At 33.1% G+C, this 20,530-nt stretch carries 18 protein-coding genes; 12 read left to right on the top strand and 6 right to left on the bottom strand.

Translation table 11 applies throughout. The features are described from left to right. Positions 1-27: 27 nt before the first annotated feature. From QMO11_RS16650 to QMO11_RS16640, 3 genes are all read right to left on the bottom strand, one after another. On the bottom strand, positions 28-381 hold the full coding sequence (locus tag QMO11_RS16650; RefSeq protein WP_282038510.1) for a DoxX family protein: 354 nt from the start codon (positions 379-381) through the stop codon (positions 28-30). 18 nt (positions 382-399) lie between these two features. Further along, complete coding sequence (locus tag QMO11_RS16645; protein WP_282038508.1) at positions 400-1,260, bottom strand: SDR family oxidoreductase; 861 nt, start codon at positions 1,258-1,260, stop codon at positions 400-402. A gap of 69 nt (positions 1,261-1,329) precedes the next feature. Next, entirely contained in the window at positions 1,330-1,881 is a 552-nt protein-coding gene (locus QMO11_RS16640) for a TetR/AcrR family transcriptional regulator (protein ID WP_282038506.1), read from the bottom strand. Between the two features lie 150 nt (positions 1,882-2,031). On the opposite strand from QMO11_RS16640, the gene QMO11_RS16635 reads away from it, so the two are divergent. The 4 genes from QMO11_RS16635 (at position 2,032) to QMO11_RS16620 (ending at position 7,627) form a co-directional block, all read left to right on the top strand. Next, positions 2,032-3,666, top strand: coding sequence for a DUF6377 domain-containing protein (locus tag QMO11_RS16635; protein ID WP_282038504.1), 1,635 nt, complete (start codon positions 2,032-2,034; stop codon positions 3,664-3,666). 320 nt (positions 3,667-3,986) lie between these two features. Continuing rightward, positions 3,987-6,122: a glycoside hydrolase family 97 protein gene (locus QMO11_RS16630; protein ID WP_282038503.1), complete on the top strand. Its 2,136-nt coding sequence runs from the start codon at positions 3,987-3,989 to the stop codon at positions 6,120-6,122. A gap of 305 nt (positions 6,123-6,427) precedes the next feature. Continuing rightward, a complete protein-coding gene (locus QMO11_RS16625) occupies positions 6,428-7,036 on the top strand; it encodes a DUF3267 domain-containing protein (RefSeq protein ID WP_075602540.1) in 609 nt (202 codons plus the stop codon). Positions 7,037-7,195: 159 nt separating this feature from the next. Continuing rightward, entirely contained in the window at positions 7,196-7,627 is a 432-nt protein-coding gene (locus QMO11_RS16620; protein ID WP_282038499.1) for a hypothetical protein, read from the top strand. Between the two features lie 747 nt (positions 7,628-8,374). On the opposite strand, the gene QMO11_RS16615 is transcribed toward QMO11_RS16620, so the two are convergent. Further along, positions 8,375-8,902, bottom strand: a complete 528-nt coding sequence (locus QMO11_RS16615; protein WP_282038497.1) for a hypothetical protein — start codon at positions 8,900-8,902, stop codon at positions 8,375-8,377. A 215-nt stretch (positions 8,903-9,117) separates the two neighbouring features. Here QMO11_RS16615 and QMO11_RS16610 point away from each other — a divergent pair, with 215 nt between their 5' ends. The 5 genes from QMO11_RS16610 (at position 9,118) to QMO11_RS16590 (ending at position 16,499) form a co-directional block, all read left to right on the top strand. Continuing rightward, a complete protein-coding gene (locus QMO11_RS16610; protein WP_282038496.1) occupies positions 9,118-10,188 on the top strand; it encodes an efflux RND transporter periplasmic adaptor subunit in 1,071 nt (356 codons plus the stop codon). Next, positions 10,185-13,244 (top strand): efflux RND transporter permease subunit, encoded by a 3,060-nt coding sequence (locus QMO11_RS16605; protein WP_282038493.1) that lies wholly within the window; start codon positions 10,185-10,187, stop codon positions 13,242-13,244. The genes QMO11_RS16610 and QMO11_RS16605 overlap by 4 nt, the downstream gene beginning before the upstream one ends. 4 nt (positions 13,245-13,248) lie before the next feature. Then, on the top strand, positions 13,249-14,583 hold the full coding sequence (locus QMO11_RS16600; protein ID WP_282038491.1) for a TolC family protein: 1,335 nt from the start codon (positions 13,249-13,251) through the stop codon (positions 14,581-14,583). 175 nt (positions 14,584-14,758) lie between these two features. Beyond that, positions 14,759-15,718 carry a sensor histidine kinase gene (locus tag QMO11_RS16595; protein WP_282038490.1) on the top strand — a complete coding sequence of 320 codons (960 nt, stop codon included), beginning with the start codon at positions 14,759-14,761 and terminating at the stop codon, positions 15,716-15,718. Positions 15,719-15,722: 4 nt separating this feature from the next. Beyond that, positions 15,723-16,499 carry a LytR/AlgR family response regulator transcription factor gene (locus QMO11_RS16590; protein ID WP_282038487.1) on the top strand — a complete coding sequence of 259 codons (777 nt, stop codon included), beginning with the start codon at positions 15,723-15,725 and terminating at the stop codon, positions 16,497-16,499. Between the two features lie 5 nt (positions 16,500-16,504). Here the strand turns inward: QMO11_RS16590 and QMO11_RS16585 are convergent, their stop codons facing one another. Then, positions 16,505-16,888: an arsenate reductase family protein gene (locus QMO11_RS16585; RefSeq protein WP_282038485.1), complete on the bottom strand. Its 384-nt coding sequence runs from the start codon at positions 16,886-16,888 to the stop codon at positions 16,505-16,507. 333 nt (positions 16,889-17,221) lie between these two features. Between QMO11_RS16585 and QMO11_RS16580 the strand changes: the two genes are divergently transcribed. Continuing rightward, complete coding sequence (locus QMO11_RS16580) at positions 17,222-17,500, top strand: hypothetical protein (RefSeq protein WP_075602531.1); 279 nt, start codon at positions 17,222-17,224, stop codon at positions 17,498-17,500. Positions 17,501-17,646: 146 nt separating this feature from the next. Then, on the top strand, positions 17,647-19,017 hold the full coding sequence (locus tag QMO11_RS16575; protein ID WP_282038483.1) for an MATE family efflux transporter: 1,371 nt from the start codon (positions 17,647-17,649) through the stop codon (positions 19,015-19,017). Positions 19,018-19,036: 19 nt separating this feature from the next. On the opposite strand, the gene QMO11_RS16570 is transcribed toward QMO11_RS16575, so the two are convergent. Beyond that, a complete protein-coding gene (locus QMO11_RS16570; RefSeq protein WP_282038480.1) occupies positions 19,037-19,228 on the bottom strand; it encodes a DUF6132 family protein in 192 nt (63 codons plus the stop codon). A gap of 44 nt (positions 19,229-19,272) precedes the next feature. Between QMO11_RS16570 and QMO11_RS16565 the strand changes: the two genes are divergently transcribed. After that, positions 19,273-20,523: a hypothetical protein gene (locus tag QMO11_RS16565; protein ID WP_282038478.1), complete on the top strand. Its 1,251-nt coding sequence runs from the start codon at positions 19,273-19,275 to the stop codon at positions 20,521-20,523. The last annotated feature ends 7 nt before the right edge of the window (positions 20,524-20,530 follow it).

The raw sequence follows: 20,530 nt of genomic DNA, 5'->3' as shown, positions 1-20,530 counted from the left end.
GGTTATACGCTTTTTTTATTTAAGAATTTAGATTCTTTTATGCAGATAAATATATGATACAATTAAGGTAAGCATCAGTACAACTAATAGTAACATTATAAAAATAGAATCGCGGTGCTTTAAATGAGCCACAAAGGCCGTAACTAGAAACAATGCAATACCCCCATAAGTCCATTCTTTTAACTGGATATTCAAGTTTGGGATTAATATCAAAATAGCAGCCAATAGTTTTAATACAGCTAATTCAATCCTGAAAAAATCAGGAAATCCAAGTGCTTTAATTCCTTCCTTAGTAGCATCACTAAAAATATAAGAGTAGGAGCTGATAAATAGAAAAGCGGAAATAATTATTGTTGATATCCAATAGATTGTTTGTGCCATGAGTTTATTGTCATATGATTATAAGAAACTATCTGTAATTTGTTTCACTAATAAAGTTCCATCTGGGTCACTTTTTGTTTTTAACTTACAAAAATCTTCAGCCCATTTAGAAGTTCTAAGCCTTAAAGGAGGAGTTGGATTCTGGGCTACATCGAATACAATATTGGCAACCTCTTCACCTGTTTGATATACCTGTTCTTTGCTTTCCGATGCTCTTTTCTGGTTTCCGGCAAAATACCTTTCAAAAATAGGTAAATATTCTCCCGAAGCTAGTTGGCCTTTAACAGTTGTTTTTTCTACTGCCGATTTCATAAATTCAGTGACAATACCTCCTGGTTCTACACAAGTAAGTTTAATGCCAAAAGCATCGGTAACGTAACTTGCAAGCGCCTCAGTATATCCTTCTACTGCAAATTTTGCTGCACAATACAATTCATTAAAAGGCTGCCCAACTAACCCTCCAACAGAAGTGATATTTATAATTTGTCCTGATTTTTGTTGGCGCATATAGGGTAAAACTGCTTGAGTACAGAAAACTACTCCATGATAGTTAACATCACTTACCCAACGAATTTCTTCTTCATTTGCTTGTTCTGTAGTTTTTGCAAAGCCTGCACCAGCATTATTCAAAAGCAAATCAATTTTGCTATCATTATCAATTATATGTTGTATGGCTTTTCGTATCGATTCTGGCTTTGTTACATCTAATTCTATTAGTTCTATATCTAAACTTTGCTCAGCTATCTTTTTTTTAAGTTCAAGCCCCTTGTTAAGGTTTCGCATACTTGCATATACCTTATAATTATTACGAGCAAAAAGGATAGCGCTTTCAAAGCCAACGCCAGTAGAGGCTCCTGTTATTAAAATATTTCTCTTCATCGTTTCTTATTTTGAATGTATAATGAAGAAACAGTATGTTGGAGTGAATGTTCATTCCAAAATATATTTTTAATCTTTAATAGCATCCCACAGCATAGTAACTTGATTGCTGATGGAATTAGTATTGGCAGCATTAGAGGAAAAGAACCAGCGTAGGTAGGATAATACAGTTCCACCTATAAACATCAATAACTCTGCATTCGAGATGTTTTTAATAATTCTATCAGATTTTCCTTTATTTAATAACTCACCTACATATTTAATGGCCTTTTCTCCCTCAGCCTTACTATCTGGTGTAATTAAAGGAGATGCCTGAAGCTGTTCCATAAACTTAAAATAATTAGGCTCGCTTTTAAAAAAGTCTATTGTAGCAATAAAGTAGGTTTCAAATTGAGTCTTTATTGCCATATTAGGATCAAAGGCATTATATATATATTCTTCTTCCTTTTTAATACTAACATAAATGTAATTGATTAATATATCCTTATTACGGAAGTAATTATAAATTGTACCAATTCCTGTTCCTGCTTTTTTAGCTATTGCAGACATCGGTGTGTTATGTATTCCATTTTGAGTAATAAGTTCTATGGCTGCGTCTACTATTAATTCTTTTTTGCTCATTTGGTAAATATAATAAGCTTGGAATGATTATTCCATAAAATCGATACAAAATACTGCGAATGAGTTACATATTTTTAAGATATTTGTTCTCATTATACACCTATTGCCACATGATAGGCACACAAAATGAAATTGAATCAATAAATAAAAATGAAACATACTTTTTTAGCCTTGTGCTTGCTGATACTTTCTTTTAATAATTTGTATCCCAATAATTATAATGAAGCTTTACTTCAATTAGATAAACTAATTGAAAACAGAGTGCTCTATCATGATAAATTACAAGAACGTATTTCAAATATTAAATCTTTATATAGCATAGCGCCTAATAATGAATCAAAGTATACTCTTGCCCGTCAGTTATGTGATATTTATAGCTCATATAATATTGATTCAGCAATTATTTATGCCGATTTAGTTGTTGATTACGCCACTTCTTCTAATAAAAATGAATTCATAGATGAAGCATCAATAATAATGGCTAAAACATATTTGCTAGGAGGTATGTTTACAGAAGCTGATGCTATACTAAATAATATTAATAGTAGTGGGCTAAGCGATATTTTACTGCTCGCTTATTATACGGAACGAACCACTCAGTATAGGTATTTATCTAAATATACTTCAGGTACTAATCTAGAGCCTATATATAATAAAACAAGAATCGCATATCAGGATTCTGCTTTTAATATTTCAAAAGAACATTACCCAGGTTACTCTTTGCTGCAAGCTGAAAATTTGATTGATAAAAATAAGCTTGAGGATGCGATTCTAATACTTGAAAAACAACTGAACAAATACGATCCTAAAGATAGGGGGTATGCCTTTCTGTCATATACTATTTCTAGGGCTTATGCTATGCAAAGTAACCTGGATAAGCAAAAAGAGTATTTAGCGCTTTCAGCTAGCTCTGATATTTATAATGCGGTTAGAGAAAATGTAGCTTTACACGAATTAGCTTTACTGTTATTTCAAAAGGGCGATATTAATAGAGCTTATAAGTATATCAAAGTAGCATTAGATGATGCGCTATTTAGTAATGCCCGCTTACGAAGCTTTGAAGTATTAAAAGTGATGCCTGTTATTGATTTAGCATATGAGCGATTAAAAGATAAAGAAAAGCGTAATTTAATTCTATTTAGTATTGTAGCATTTACCCTAGTGACTGTGCTTTTGGTGTCATTGTTTTTTAATAAAAGGCAAAATAATAAGCTTATTCTGGCTAATAAGAATGTAAAAAGTATAAATGAAGCTTTAAATGATAGTAATCATAAGTTAAAAAATAGTCATATTGCTATTAATGAGTCCAATATAGCATTGGAGAAAGTAAATGTAATGCAGGGCGAATATATAGTAAAATATTTAAAGATGTGCTCTTCGTATATTGGGAGTATCGATAATTATAGGTTATCCCTATTAAAGAAAACAGCTTCAAGTAATACTGCTCAATTATTAAAAATACTGAAATCAAAAGAGGTTGTTGATAAAGAATTGCAATCATTTTATAATGATTTCGACAGGGCTTTTTTAGACTTACATCCTGATTTTATCTCAAAATTCCAGGCGTTATTGAGAGATGATGAGCAAATTATACTAAAACAGGGCGAATTGCTCAATACAGAGCTTCGAATCTTTGCCTTAATTAGACTAGGAATCACTGAAAGTTCTCAAATTGCAGAATTCCTGCGTTACTCCAATCCAACAATATATAACTACAGAACTAAGGTAAGAAACAAGGCAAAAATGGATAGAGATGCCTTTGATAGGGCAGTTTTAGCCTTGTAATTGCCAAAAATACATCTACTTTTCAATCTCTATTTTATAATGTGACTTAGTATGTTAAGCAACTCTAAATAAGCTTTATAGGTTTATTTTTAATTAATATTTATTCAAATATCGTCTACTTTCAGTTTAGTTTCATCTAATCACTTCTTATTTTTGATTAGAAGTTAATTCATACTAATAGTTAATGCAATAATTTATAGAGTTCGTGCTTATATAATTGCTGAACCTATGGATAAGTGTTATATTATATGAATGGTTTCTTACTCCAGTTTAATTATGGAGTTATTTTAATAATTAGAGTGTAATTAAAAAATAAAGAGATGAAAAACGTATTGTTATTTTTTGCTTTTATCGGATTCTTCAGTGTAATCAAAGCAGAAGAATTAAAATCGCCCAATGGCAATTTTAACTTGAAGTTTGAAGTTAATAATGGGGTGCCAATTTATCAATTAGATTATAAGGGTAAGCCTGTTGTTTTAGATAGTAAGCTTGGTTTTATTTTAAAAGATGCTGCCGATCTGACAGGTGGTTTTACTATTGTTAAAACAGAGAATTCAAGTTTTGATGAAACTTGGGAACCTACTTGGGGGGAAGAAAGTGAGATCAGAAACAACTATAATGAACTTGCTGTAACGCTTAATCAAGATAAGGAAGATCGCCAGTTATTGATCCGTTTTAGGTTATTTGATGATGGCTTAGGTTTTAGATATGAATTTCCTAACCAAAATAACTTGATCTATTTTGTTATAGAGGAAGAAGTAACAGAGTTTGCTATGGCAGGTGACCATAAAGCTTGGTGGATTCCAGGAGATAACGACACACAAGAATATAATTATACAACATCAAAGTTATCAGAAATAAGTTCAAAGTTAGAGGCATCAATAACACCAAATGAGTCTCAAAGTCCAATTGGCGGTGCTTGCGTACAGTCTGCATTAATGATGAAATCTGATGATGGTTTATATATTAACCTACACGAAGCTGCACTAATAGAGTATGCATGTATGCATCTTGATTTAGATGAGACTAACATGACTTTTACAATTATGTTAGCACCTGATGTTAATGGCAATAAAGGATATATGCAAGCGCCTAGAACAACACCTTGGCGTACTATTATTGTTGGTGAAGAAGCGGGTGATATTTTATTGTCGCGAATGACCTATAACTTAAATGAACCACTAGCGCTTGAAGACGACTCATGGGTTAAACCAGTTAAATATATCGGTGTTTGGTGGGAAATGATTACAGGTATGAGTACCTGGAGCATGGCTGATGTGCCGAGTGTACAGTTAGGTGTTACTGATTTTGAAAATGCTAAACCAACAGGTAAGCATGCTGCGAATACCGAACATGTAAAAATGTACATTGATTTTGCTTCGGAGCATGGTTTTGATGCTGTTTTAGTTGAAGGTTGGAATGTAGGATGGGAAGATTGGTTTGGTAAATCAAAAGATTACGTTTTTGATTTTGTTACTCCTTATCCTGATTTTGATGTAGAAGGATTGCGTGATTACGCAAAAAGCAAAGGTGTGGAGTTAATGATGCATCACGAAACTTCAGGATCGGTACGTAATTATGAGCGCCATTTAGATCAGGCTTTTAAGTTTATGAACGATAATAACTACAACTCGGTAAAAACGGGTTATGTAGGTGATATCATTCCAAGAGGAGAGTCACATTACGGACAATGGATGGTAAATCACTATCAGTATGTACTTGAAAAGGCTGCCGATCATAAAATAATGATTAATGCTCACGAAGCAGTTCGCCCAACGGGTATCGCCCGTACTTATCCTAACCTTATAGGAAATGAATCTGCAAGAGGTACAGAATATGAGGCCTTTGGTGGTAATACTCCTGATCATACTACAATTCTTCCATTTACTCGTTTAATTGGTGGTCCTATGGATTATACCCCAGGTATATTTGTTACAGATGTTAGTCAGTTAAATCCAGAAAATGGTTCTTATGTACGAACAACTATTGCACGTCAGTTGGCTTTATATGTAACTATGTATAGTCCGCTTCAAATGGCAGCTGATTTACCGCAGCATTATGAGCAATTTATGGATGCATTTCAGTTTATAAAAGATGTACCTGTTGATTGGTCTAAAAGTTTGGTGCTTGAGGCTGAACCAGGCGATTATATTACTTATGCTCGTAAAGATAAAAATTCGGAAAATTGGTTTGTGGGTCGTACAAACGACGAAGAGCCAAGAACTTCTAAAATAGCTTTCGATTTTCTTACTTCGGGAAAGAAATACGTAGCTACTATTTATTCTGATAAAAAGGATGCACATTTTAAAGACAATCCTCAGGCATACCAAATTAAAAAGTATGTAGTTACCAATAAATCAAAATTGTCGCAGTTCTGTGCACCAGGAGGTGGTTACGCAATTAGTATTGAAGAAGTAACAAATAGTTCACAAACAAAAGGTTTAAGGAAACTGTAGCAGAAACAAAATAGTTTATAGCACAAAGCCTCCGCTTTATATTAGTATTTCTAATGTATTGCGGAGGCTTCTTCATTTCTTTATAAATCAAACGTGAGGCTTTGATAGACACGAATGATTGTTTAGGAGCCATAATAAATACAATAGCTTTAGCTTAGAAATAAAAGTTTAAACTTTGGAGTAAATATTAAACATAAACTATTTTTTTTATTTTCGTGGAGAATTAAAAATAAACACGATAGGGATGAATTGACATATTTGACGGGATACATCTTAGTTGTGTGTAACCTAAAAAAGACTAACATATGCAAGAATTAAAAGATTATAAAAAAGAGAAATTGACTATTAGTTTAGCTTGGGCTAACATATTTGGAATTTTGATTATACTCCCAATTGGGTTAATATTTGGTTTGCCATATTATTTCTTGTGGGAACCTCAAATAAGTATTAAAGAATATCTGGATAATGCAGGACTACAGGTGTTTGGTTTAGGGATTTTGATGTTTTTTGGTATTATGCTATTCGGGATAGTATTGCATGAATTAATACATGGAATTGTTTGGGCGAAATATGCAAAGAATGGATTTAAGTCAATAAAATTTGGAGTGTTGTGGAAAATGCTAACACCATATTGTCATTGTAAGGAAGCATTAAATGTAAGACAATATATTAAGGGAGCAATAGCACCAGCAATTATTATGGGGATTATACCTTCAGTGATTGCAATTCTGATTGGAAATTTTGGAGTTTTAATATTTGGAATGTTTTTCACTTTGGCTGCTGGAGGCGATTTATTAATGATTAACTTAATTAGAAAGGAAAATAGCACGGATTTGGTTCAAGACCACCCATCAGAAGTCGGATGCTATATTTATAGAAAGTTTGAACAAAAGGCAACACACAACAAATTATAAACGTAATGCGGGCGAAGTGGGTAATTTAACCGAAATTAAACTAAACAACGATAGCGGTAACTTGAAAGGAAAGAGCGTTGAAACCCGCACTAAACTTATAAGTGGTGGCGGTAAGTTAAGTGCACATTTAATAGATAAAATATTAGTTAAAAGAGTATTATGGACATGAACATTGACAGCTTATTTAAAGAAGCAAACAAAATATGGCCATTTCGAAGTTTTGCAAAATATATGGGCGGTTTTGCAATAATTTTCCTTGTAGTTATACTCATTGCTCTTTTTGCTAATTCGAATAAACTTAACTCAGAATTTTACGAATTTGAAATTCACGGTGAAATCAGTGAAGTAGTTTTGGGAAGAAAACATAATTACGTTAAAATAAATTCAGAATGGTTCGCTATTCAAGGGGAGTTTAATGCTTATCTGAAAGCAAATCTGAAAATAGACAAAGACATGTATAGCACAGTGATTATTATAAACGACAATGGTAATAGTGAGAAGTTGGATGTACCAAAAACTAAATTTGTACCTATTGACTCTGATAGTGATTTGAGAAATGATTTAAATAAACTTAATAAAACCTACCCCTAATAAATAGGAACATGAGCAGTCAGCAAGACCCAGCGATTATTCGCGTTTGAACTAACCCGTTTTTGATACCACCCAAGTATTTTAATTGGGTTTTAATGTTCTTTATTGGATTTTAGGATTCGTGTTTGTTGTATAATTTTCAGATGTACTTTCGCTTTTATAACTACACGCTTATCCATCATTCAATAATCCATTTGGTTTAATTTTACGTGAAACTACATGCCACTCGGCATAGAATTGTACGCCACTCGACGTAGGATTGTACGTCACTTGGCGTGAAATCTCACGCAGCCCTTACGTGAATTATTACGCAAGGGCTGCGTGAGATTTCACGCAAGTAATACCTATTAATTATCTGTATGCTTAGTATATTTTACAGGGTATTTTACTTAAAAATTAAGTCTGTGTAAATTTCCACACGGGGCCTGTTGAAAAATGCACAGCCCCGTGTGGAAATATTCACACGAGGCTGTGGAAAAACTCACACGGGGCTGTTGAATTTTCCACACACCCTCTACTAATTTTTTGCGGTGCAACTCATGATGCAGTTTTAGTTCTTAAACTTGCATACCATCAAGGCTTCCTGCTTTCTTGTTGCGTATCACTTTTTTGCAAAAACATCAATGTAGCTATGGCTATAGCACTGTTTTACTCATTACCGAAATCTTAAATATTTCAATTTCTTATCCATCATTCAATAATTCAGTTAAAAAAATAACCTATCCAAATAAAGTATCCCCAGCCAATTTAATTTTCTAGCTTTGTTATTAATCTTTCACATCCTTCTAAAAGCACTTTTTCATTATTATTGAGCTGTTCAACCCAAAAAAAAGCATTTTTAAGGTTCTTCTCAGGACTATCAGATTTACTTAAAGTATAAACTTCTTGCATCAGGTATTTTTCTAACTCCAGTATGGTACTATAACCTTCATAAACATTAAGAATATCAATAAGTTCTTCCGAATTTAACTCTCCTAACAAGCCAGTACTTTCAATGCTTCGGTATACTCCCGTTCTAATACTAAGTGTATGAAAGGTAAAAGTTGAATTTACAATATCAGCAGTATCATTAAAGTTCGATAGCATCGAATCTTGTTTACTTATTAATTGTCGAAGTGATTCATTATTCTTGTTAAGCTCTTGCGTAATGTTTTGTATGGCAATTCTCTTTTGCTTATTTAACTTATAGCTATCTTTTATGCTATCTAAAGAAAAAGCAATGCTTACACCTAACACTACAATTGCCAATTCAATCAGAAACTTCTTTTTTGTCATTATTCTCAAGTTTAATTTCAATAGTTAGTTTAAAGTAAGGCAAATTAAAGAAATTTTAGAATAGTTGTAAAAGGAGAAGCAGAATTCATTCTAATCTTCAAATATTCACTTCAGCTTTATATTAATACACTTCGATAAACTAATGGGTTTGTAAAAAATGGCTTGTTATACTTTTGTTTCAGAAATATTAATTAGAAGACCTAATAAATTTTAAAATGAAGCAAATATTTTTTATTGCAGTACAAGCAATACTGGTACTTGGTTTTTCTGCCTGCTCTAATACAAATGACGCAAAGGTAAAGAAAGCACGTTACGTAAAATCGTATAAAGTATTACCAAGCTCGGGTAACAAAACCATTGTTTATAATGGTGTAGTAAGTGAAAACAGAGAAGTAGCGCTGCCTTTTAAGGTAGGAGGACCTGTTACCCAACTATTAGTTGATGATGGTGAATATGTTGAGAGAGGACAAACAATAGCATCAATAGATAAGCGCGATTATAAAATTAATGTGCAAACTGCCAAGGCGCAATTTGAGCAAATTGAAGCTGAATATGATCGCTATCAAAAATTATATAATCAGGATAAATTACCTGCAAATACTTTAGATAAAGTAAAGTCGGGTTATTTAATGGCGAAAAGTCAGTTAGAAGCGGCTGAGAATGCCTTATCTGATACCGATTTAAGAGCACCATTTTCGGGATATATTAGTGAAAAACTAATCGAAAATTTCGAAACGGTTGCTCCTGGTCAGCCAATAGTTAAGTTAATTGATGTAAGTAAATTAGAAGTAATCATTAGTATTCCTGAAAACCAAATTAACGAAGTTGAGAAACTAGAGAATATTACTTGCGATATAAAAAATGCCAACAGATTTAATGTTCCAGCATCGGTAAAATCGATCAGTAAAAAAAGTGGTCCTGATAGAATGTTCGAGGTTCGATTAATTCTTAACGATATTGATGGAACACTTGTTAAATCGGGTATGGTTGCTAAGGTTAGTGTTAACTTTTTTCCTAAATCAAGCAATGGCATATCTGTTCCAATTGAAGCAATTTTTGCAGAAGGAACAAAAAGCTATGTGTGGAGTGTGAATAAAGTAAACATGAAGGTGGCTAAAAAAGAGGTTGTTGTTGGCGATTTAGTAGGATCTGGATTTGTAACTATTAAAGAGGGAGTTACTATTAATGATGTAGTTGTAACAGCAGGTGTATACTCATTACAAGAAAACCAGGAAGTAAAAATATTACCTAACAAATCAGCATCAAACGTAGGAGGTTTACTATGAGTATCTTAGAAAATATACTAGAAAGAAAGGCCTTCATCATTGCTTTACTGATTGCTGTTTTTATGGGAGGTATTCTCTCGTACCAAGGATTAGGGAAGCTTGAAGATCCTGAAATCCCTGTTAAATCAGCTGTTATTATGACGCCATATCCTGGCGCATCAGCTAGTGAGGTAGAGTTAGAAGTCACAGATTTACTGGAGAAGGCTATATTAAAGTTAGAGAATATTGATTTTATTGAGTCGCGTTCTTCTGATGGAATGTCTGAAATTACGGTAAATATCGATGGTTCAGTACCTACGTCAGACATGCCTCAGTTATATGATCATTTACGCCGAAAAATTAACGATGTAAAAGGTAATTTACCCGCTTCAGCTCACGATCCTATTGTGGTTGATGATTTTGGAGATGTATACGGAATCTTCGTATCTATTAGTGCTGATGGCTACTCATATAAAGAACTAGACGAATATGTAGAGTTTTTAAAGCGCGAATTTTTAGCGCTTGATGGCATAAAAAGAATTGAGATTTACGGACAGCAGATGGAAACATTCGATGTTGTTTTTTCTAACGATAAGTTTGCCCAGTTAGGCATTAATCCAATGCTAATTGCACAAGCCTTAGGTGATGAATCATCTTTAGTTGATGCGGGTGATGTAGTAATTGGATCCGACCGCGTTAGAATGAGTGTTGGAGAAAAATACAAGTCTATAGAGGATGTTGAGAATCTTTTGGTACAAGTACCAGGCGGCGGTTCTTTCTTATTGGGAGATATTGCCAAGGTTGAACGTTCGTTCTATACACCAATGATGAATAAATTTAAGCACAATGGTGTACAAGCAATGTCTTTGGCAATTGCAATGGATGAAGGGGTTAATGTAATTAAGATAGGTGAAATATTCGAGAATAAAGTAGAGGAGCTAAGCGCCGACTTGCCTGTAGGAATAAACATTGATAAAGTGTTTTTTCAACCCGATAGGGTTGCTGAATCGATTAAAGGGTTTATGGTAAACCTAATAGAGTCGGTACTTATTGTGATTGTAGTATTACTATTCGCAATGGGAATGCGATCGGGCTTATTAATATCCAGTGGCTTGGTATTTACAATACTAGGTACTTTTATTATAATGAAAATGATGGGCATTGAGTTGCAACGTGTAACCTTATCGGCAATTATTGTTGCCATGGGTATGTTAGTTGATAATTCAATTGTTGTGGCCGATGGTATTTTAATGGATCTGAAAAAAGGTGTAGAAAGTAAAAAAGCTTTTGTCAACACTGCAATCAGAACATCTATGCCTTTGTTAGGAGCTACAATTATTGCAATACTCGCATTTATGCCCTTAGGATTTTCTCCTGGTATGGCTGGTGAGTTTTTAAAATCGTTGTTTTATGTATTAGCAATATCACTCTTTTTAAGTTGGGTATTTGCCATGATACAAACTCCATTTATGGCTAAATTCTTTTATAAAAAGAATGTAAGTGCAGGTGCCTCTGACGAAGCTGATTTATATAATAATGGTTTATACCGTTGGTTTAAAGGTGTTATACGAAAATTACTTTGGCATAAAACTGCTTTTGCAGCCTTATCAGGACTTGGAATTGTTGTGTCAATTTGGTCTTTCGGTTTTGTAAAACAAGAGTTTTTCCCAAATCTCGATTACAATCAATATGTAATTGAATATTGGTTGCCGCAGGGTGGTAATATTTATCAGGTAGAAGAAGATCTTGATGAAATACAAAAAGAAATCAGTACATGGGATAATATCGAGAGTGTAACAACCTCAATAGGTCAAACACCGGCACGTTATAGCTTGTTGCGCCCTATGAATACTTTAAATAGTAATTATGGTGAGTTTATTATCGATGCAAGCGATTTTCCTACTTCTCAAACAACCTCAGCCCGAATACTAGAGTATTTATCAAAAGAATATCCGCAAGCTTTGGCAAGAGCGCGTACGTATAGTCCAATATTTAGTGAGTATTTAATGGAAGCAAAGTTCTCAGGTCCCGATCCGGCTGTACTACGTAGTTTAGCTGAAGAGGCCAAAGTGGTAATGCGTGCAAATCCTAATACCACAGGAGTTACTGATAACTGGAAAAATAAAGCCAAGGTATTAACACCTGCTTATTCCCCAGATCAAGCACGACTTTTAGATATTAGTAGAAGTCAAGTAGCTAATTCACTGGCAATGGCATCTAATGGTATGCCTATTGGAGTAATTCACGAAGGAAGTAGTAGTTTGCCTGTGATGCTTAAAATGGAAGAACCAATTGGAGAAGATGTAGAGCATCTTTCATCAGTACCTGTTTGGGGTAATGGAATGACGAGTACTCCTTTGAGTCAGATTACCGATTCTATTTACTTAAAGTGGGATAATCAAACCATTAGAAGGTACGATGGACAAAGGGCTATAAAAGCACAATGCGATCCTAAACCAGGCATTACACCTCCTGAGTTATTCGAACAAATTCATGAGGATATTGAAGCCATTCAATTACCGCATGGTTATTCAATGGAATGGTTAGGTGATCATAAAAGTAGTACCGAAGCTCAAGAAGATTTATTTAATTTATTGCCATTAGCATTAGGTTTAATGTTCCTGATTCTAATTATGATATTCAATAATTTTAAACAGCCACTTATTATTATGGGCGTGGTTCCTATGGCCATTACAGGTGTTGCCATTGGTTTTCATTTGATGAATGCAACCTTCGGATTTATTGGAATTATTGGTACGCTTGGCCTTATTGGTATGATGATTAAAAATGCCATTGTATTACTCGATGAAATTAACGATCAGCTAAAAAATGGAGCCAGTCAACTCGATGCAATCGTAAATTCAGCAGTATCTCGTATGCGTCCTGTGATGATGGCTTCATTAACAACCATTTTAGGTATGATTCCATTGTTATTTGATGTGATGTTTAAAGGAATGGCAATTTCAATTATGTACGGACTCTTAGTGGGTTCATTAGTAACATTATTAGTAGTACCTATTATGTATGCCATTATTTATAAAGTAGATACCCGTTCTTTAAAAGAGATAAAAGAATAAAACAATGAAGAAATTATATATCACAATTAGTTTAATATGCACTGTGTTATCCTTACAAGCTCAAAAACAATTGAGCTTGGAGGAAGCACGACTATCAGCTTTGGAGTATAATAGGTCTTTAAAAGTATCTGAATCTCATAAACAAGCAGCCGAAGCACAAAAGAAAGATGCTTTTACTAACTATTTACCATCTTTAGCGGCAAGTTCATCAGCAAGTGTTATACCTGGTTCAATAAGTACAGGAGATATATTTTTACCAACAGCAGCTAGTCCTGCAGATGCAATGGCTGGTAGTTATAATGGAGTAGCACATATGCCAAATTCAGAAATTGATAATTTTACTTTCATAATGGCTGATGTAAGCGTGCAACAAGCTATTTATGCAGGTGGTAAAATCAGAACGGCTAATAAAATGGCTGAGTCGGGAATAGTAATTGCTGAACAAGCATACCAACTTAAAGAATCAGAAGTAATATTGAATACTGATGAAGCCTATTGGCAATTGGCTGCTTTACGAGAAGGAGTTATTCTAGCAGAAAAATATGTTCAAATGTTAGATACTTTAGAAGGTCAGTTAAATGCTTCCTATGAATTAGGTTTGGTTCCTAAAAGTGAACAATTAAAAGTAAAGGTGCAAAAGAACGATGCTGAATTAAGCCTTCTTAGAGCAAGTAATGGATACAAAATGTTACAAATGAATTTGTGTCAGGTTATAGGTTTACCACTAGATACTGAATTTGAGTTAACGGAACGTGTAGATTTTAATCCAACATTACCAAACTTAGTAAATGGCAATGTTTTAGCACAAGATCAACGTCAGGAACTAAAAATTTTACAAGAGCAAGGTAATATAGCTGGATATGAAAAGCGTATGGTTAATGCAGAATACTTGCCACAATTGGGTGCTCAAGCTGGTTATAATTATTTTAAAATTGATAATCTGATTGATGATGCACAGTTTATGGTTGCTGCTTCATTACATGTTCCTATTTTTAATTGGAATCAGCGCAAACACAAACGCGTTGTAGCTCAAACTAAAATTGATGAAGTAAACTATAACTTAGAAGACACAAAGGAGTTTATTCAATTAGAAGTGCAGCAAATACAATTAAAATTACAAGAGGGTTTTGAAGAAGTTCTTTGGGCACAACGTAATAAATCTGAAGCTCAGGAAAGTTTAGAAGAAACACAACTTAGTTTTGATGTAGGCTTAAATACAACTACTGATTTATTAAATGCTCAAGCTACTTGGCAAAACGCCCAAGCTAAAGAAGTTCAGTCCTTAGCAAATTTTGAAATATTGAAAACACAATATTTAAAAGTAATTGGTTCGCTATAAGTATTGAGATTATAAGATTTTTTATAATATTACGATTGTCTAGGTATATTAGGCAATCGTAATAGTTTAAGGTGAGTGAGAGATGGTTAGAAAGGGCTTTATAAAAAGAGATTGTGACTTTATATTTCGTAGAAGTAGAATGCAACTTAAAGAACGATTATCAATAGTTCTTTTAATGTCAATTTCATTTTACCTAATAATCTATCGTTTAATACTGAAAGATGTTGATTTTGAGTGGGTATCCTTATTTGTAATTAATATTAGTTTTATACTAGGTACTGAAGTTATTTTCCTTTTTGATAGATTAATAGATAAAAAATATCCTTGGCATCAGGAGTTAAAGAAAAGACTTTATTTACTGGTTGTATTTAGTATATCATGGCTACTTCTTTTTCGTTTTCTTGTATCATCAATAGAAACTGCATTCATTTATCAAGTCATACATGATTCAGAAACGTATAACCTAGTGTTCGTAGTAGGGGTGCTATTTATGATTATTTATGTGACCATAACTATTGCCAGAAATCATCACAATAGCCTTGTTTATTTTATGTTAGAGAACGAGGCATTGAAAAAAGAAAAAATAGAAAACGATTATAAACAACTAAGCGATCAACTAAATCCTCATTTCTTATTCAATAATTTAAGCACTTTAATTGCGATTATAAGAAGTGATCAGAAAATGGCCATTACATTTGCTGAAGATTTTACGGATGTATATAGATATGTACTCAGTAATAGTAGCAAAGATGTGGCAAGTTTAAGTGAAGAATTAGCCTTTTTAAATGCGTACATAAACTTGCATAAAACAAGAATAGGTGAAGGACTTACTGTTACCTTTAATATTGAAGAAAGTGTGAAACACTTTAAGGTTCCTTATTTATCCTTGCAAATTTTGGTTGAAAATGCGATAAAGCACAATATCACATCAAAATCAAAACCTTTAAGTATTACTATATCAACTAACAATAACTGCATAGTAGTTGAAAATACTAAACAACTAAAGGAATCAACCTACAGTACAAAAACGGGTTTAAATAACCTCAACCAAAGATTATCGATACTCAAGGGTGAGGAACTCGAAGTAGAAGAAACAGATTCAATTTTTAAGGTATCAATCCCATTAATACAGTAATAATATGACTTTAAATTATATAATTATAGAGGATGAAGCACTAAGCGCTCAAATGCTTGAGTCAATGATAAAAGACCTAAGGCCTGATTGGTCCTACATAAAAACTTTTGACAGTGTTAATGATTCTGTTGCTTGGTTAACTGATAATGAGGCACCTGATATCATATTTTTAGACATACAATTATCTGATGGCTTATGCTTTTCTATCTTCGAGAAGGTAAAAGTAGATAGTGCCATTATTTTTACAACGGCTTATGATGAGCACGCCATGCGCGCCTTTGAGCTAAATAGTGTTGATTATATTTTAAAACCAATTAAAGAAAGTTTATTGGTTAAGGCTATTGAAAAGCTAGAATCTGCCATTGATGTATTCTCTAATAGACAGGACTATACAGAGCAGTATACGGATTTATTAAAAGAATTAAAGCTTAATAAAAAAAGCTATAGAAAGCGTTTCTTAGTTTCTCGTAGAGATCAAATGATCTCTGTACAATTGAAAGAAATTGCTTATATATTTTTCGAAAACAAAATTACTTATGCGATAGGTTTTGATGGCAAAAGATCCATCATCAATTTTACATTAGATAAGCTTGAAGAAGAGTTAGATCCTGATATGTTTATCAGAGCCAATAGGCAAGCCATTGTTAATATTGATGCTATTAGTAGTTTAGAACAGTACTTTGGCGGAAAGTTAATAGTAAAGCTCTTACCTGAATTAGATTATAAATTAATGATAAGCAGAGCAAGAGCAAGCGTATTTAAAGATTGGTTAGATAATTAATAGCCCTAAGTGCCAGAATTAACCACCTTTGAGTTAACGTTGGTCATATGATCTGCTAAAGCACTTATAACTTTTCTGCTATTTCCCACAAATACCTGATCATTTACAATAAATATAGGTCGTTTAAGCAAGGTGTACTCATTTAAAATATAGCGTCGTATTTGTGCTTCAGTAAGTTCTTGAGTATGCAAACTAAGCTCTCTGTACTTACGCGCCTGGCGATTGAAAACAGAAGCATAACCTCCAGTTAATTTACTTAAATGGTCAAGCTGTATCGCAGATATAGGCATTTCCTTTAAATCCTGAAATATAAATGAAGAGTCAGGATTAATTTCTTTAATAATTCTTCTGCACGTACTGCATGTTGATAAATAGTAAATTTTTTTCATACTATTAGTTTATTTCTACACCTTGATTGGAATTAATAATGTGGTAAAATTAAGTAATATGCCTATACCTATCGAGCATTGTACGCATAAGTGCCTTATCTTTTTATGAACAGTTAAATCTTCATGATTAAGGATAAAAAAGAACATTTATAGTAGGATAGGAGCTAATACAATAGTCTGTAACAAAATTTTAAGTTTAAGTAAGTCTAATATGATGGATAAATCATTTTATTATAATAACTTATATTGAATACTTATAAAATGTGAGCTACGTAATCTAAATCAGAAAAAAAATAGTGTATATTGCACGCATAACAGTAAAGGAAATATAACATGGCAAATATTAGAGAATTAAAAAAAGACATCAAATATTTAGTAAGTGAGTTATTAACTCAAGTGTATCTAAAACAAGGAGAGATTGATAAGAAAGACGAGGAGGAAGTTGTTGAAATAATGGTTGAAACATTAAAGATGCATAACGAGTTTATTGCCAGAGCAAGTCATCCTGATGGTAAAGACAATCCGGAAATTGTTAAAGCCTACTACAAAAAACTGCGTAATGATGTATTAGACACTACAGCAAAACTTTTTGAACGCATCGGAAAGCTTTAGTATAAAATATAAGACCTCTAATTTAAAATTAGAGTCTGCAGATTACAAGACCTTAGTTAATATTTATTAACTAAGGTCTTTTTGTTTTACAGTTTGTGTATAACGAATAGTTTATCTGTACATTTGCATTGCATAAATAATACTTCATGAGCGATCAACAAACCAACGTAAAAGAGTTAGAATTTCAATCCATACCTAAATTATTGTGGCGCTATTTTTTACCAGCCTTTGCAGGAGTGATAATCAACTCTTTGTATAATATAGTCGATCGTATTTTTATCGGACAAGAAGTTGGTGCTCTTGCCTTAGCCGGACTAAGTGCTGTATTTCCTATTATGATTATAATGATGGCTTTTGGTATGTTAGTCGGTATGGGAGCAGGCGTTCGCATTTCTATCAACCTTGGCAAAAAAGACTTTAATAGAGCGGAGCATGTATTGGGTAATGCCTTTATTTTAATGATTATTGTTTCAGTAATTATTAGTGTATTGGGTTTGGCATTAAATAAACCACTTTTAGGTTTCTTTGGTGTTAACTCTGAAACTACAGCTTATGCCCGCGAATATTTGCATATAATTTTAGGAGGTACTGTTTTTAATATATTAGGTTATGGATTAAATAACTTAATTCGTTCAGAAGGAAGTGCAAAAATAGCAATGCTTTCTATGCTGATTAGTGCAGGTATCAATATTGCGCTTGATTATCTCTTTATTGTTGTATTACATATGGGAGTTTCTGGAGCGGCCTATGCAACTGTTATTTCACAAATTGCTTTAACCATTTGGGTAATTACTCACTTCAGAAGTAAGCGCTCAGTTATCAGATTGCGCACCAGTAAAATGTGGCTAAAAAAGGATATTGTATGGTATATATTTACCATAGGATTTGCGCCTTTTTCAATGCAATTGGCCTCAAGTGCTGTTTTCGGAGTATACAATATTCAGCTAATTAAATATGGTGGCGATATGGCTGTTGGTGCTTTGGGTGTAATTATTAGTGTGGCCATGTTAATGGTTATGACCATTATGTCAATAAACATGGCTATGCAACCTATAATTGGGTTTAACCATGGTGCCAAACGCTTTGATAGAGTTCACCAAACACTAAAAATAGCTATGATATCAGCTACCATTATTTCCGGATTTGCATGGGGTGTAGTGGAGTTGTTTCCAGAGGCTATTATACAATTATTTAACGATGATAATGCAGAGCTGTTAGCTATTGGAACAAGAGGTTTGCAAATATTCGTCTTATTCCTTCCTATAATTGGTTTTCAAATAATAATTGGAAATTATTATCAATCCGTAGGTAAAGCAGGATTAGCTACTTTATTATCTATGCTCAGACAGGTTATCTTTTTAATCCCATTACTTTTTATTTTACCAAAATATTATGGATTAGAAGGAGTTTGGGCGTGTGCACCCTTATCCGATGTATTATCAGCTCTAGTATGTATAATATTTGTAATTAGAGAGTTTAATAAGTTGAGTAGTCTAATTAAGATTCATAACACCTAAAGGTGAGGTTTTTCTAATTTTATTTTATTGATAATATTAATCCCGCAAAAGCTCCATATCCTATGCTATTCCATGGCTTAGAAGTTATGGCGCAGGAGCCGGAGCTACAGCCAATAAAATAGTAGTAAGCATAGCCTAAGCCAGCACCAATTAAAATAGCAAAAGTGATCTTATACCAATTTTGTTGTTTTATTTTATCCCAAATCTTCATACTTTCGATAATTATTTTGCGCAAAGGTATTAAAACATCTATAAATGTCGATATATAAATTATTAATTTTAGCATTTCTATTTTCTTCAAATCTAATAAATGCACAATCCTCTTATCAATTAATTGAAGATAAGTTGCAGGAGGTTAGTAAGATCAAAGATTTAAATGAAAAAAAGTATCAGTTAGCTTTACTTGTAAATTCATTTAAAAACATTTTGGTTAAAAGTGCTGAAAGCTACGAACTAGGTGACACAGCAATTTTTAAGAAGACGAAAACTAGCGACTCAAAATATACGGTGTATTATTACAATACTTTATTAGAGGCTCAAACCAATCGACTAGATTGGTTTATAGTTTACGGAGATATCAATCAAAAAAAAGTAGTTCATCAATCCATTAACATCAACTTAAATAATTATAACAAAAATAGTGCGTCAACAGATTTCAAGATTGAGGTAACGCCACTGCAAAAAGGGGATAGTTATATTTATCCGCTTACGATTACACACCTTGCTTCAATGAAAATTTATAAGCAATATGTTGATGTGGCCTCACAATGTTTATTCGAAAATTTACTTAACTACAAATCTGATACTGATCGTTTACAACAGAATGATTTGCTTGAAAAACGTTTGCAAGTATTATTTGATGAACCAGAGTATTTTGAGAATAAATTTGAGGGTTTAATTCATCTATCTACTTTACATTCTGACGATGGCAAAGTGAAAGTCTGTACATGGAATGTGGAACTAAGTGAGGTAAATACAAAATTCTTCGGTTCAGTGATTACTAAGCGCGACGATGGCACAGTAACTCAAATTCCATTATACGATAAAACAGAGTCTATTCGTAGTCCTGAAAAAGCACAACTCACTCATAAAAAATGGTATGGAGCCGTTTATTACGATATAATTACAGTAAAAGATAAGCCGAGCAATTATTATATTCTATTAGGTTTTAAGCCTAATAACGAAATGACAAAGAAGAAGGTTATTGAAACATTAGCATTAAGCTCTAATAAACAAGTTCGTTTCGGTAACTCGGTATTTCAAAACGATAGATTTGTTGATAAACGCGTAATCTTCGAATTCTCAGCAAGTGTAAACATGATGCTTAGGTACGAAAGAGAAAATGAAAGAATTATACTCGATCACCTTGCGCCACCTGAAGATTTATACAAAGGAAATTATCGTTTTTACGGACCCGATTTTTCTTATGATGGCTACCTCTTAGAGAAGGGGAGATGGAAGTTACAAAGAGAGATAGATGTTAGAAATCCTAAACCAATAAAATAATACAAGT

This window comes from Saccharicrinis aurantiacus, assembly GCF_947489045.1.
GTDB lineage: Bacteria > Bacteroidota > Bacteroidia > Bacteroidales > Marinilabiliaceae > Saccharicrinis > Saccharicrinis aurantiacus.
This window is presented reverse-complemented; position numbering and strand designations above follow the sequence as displayed.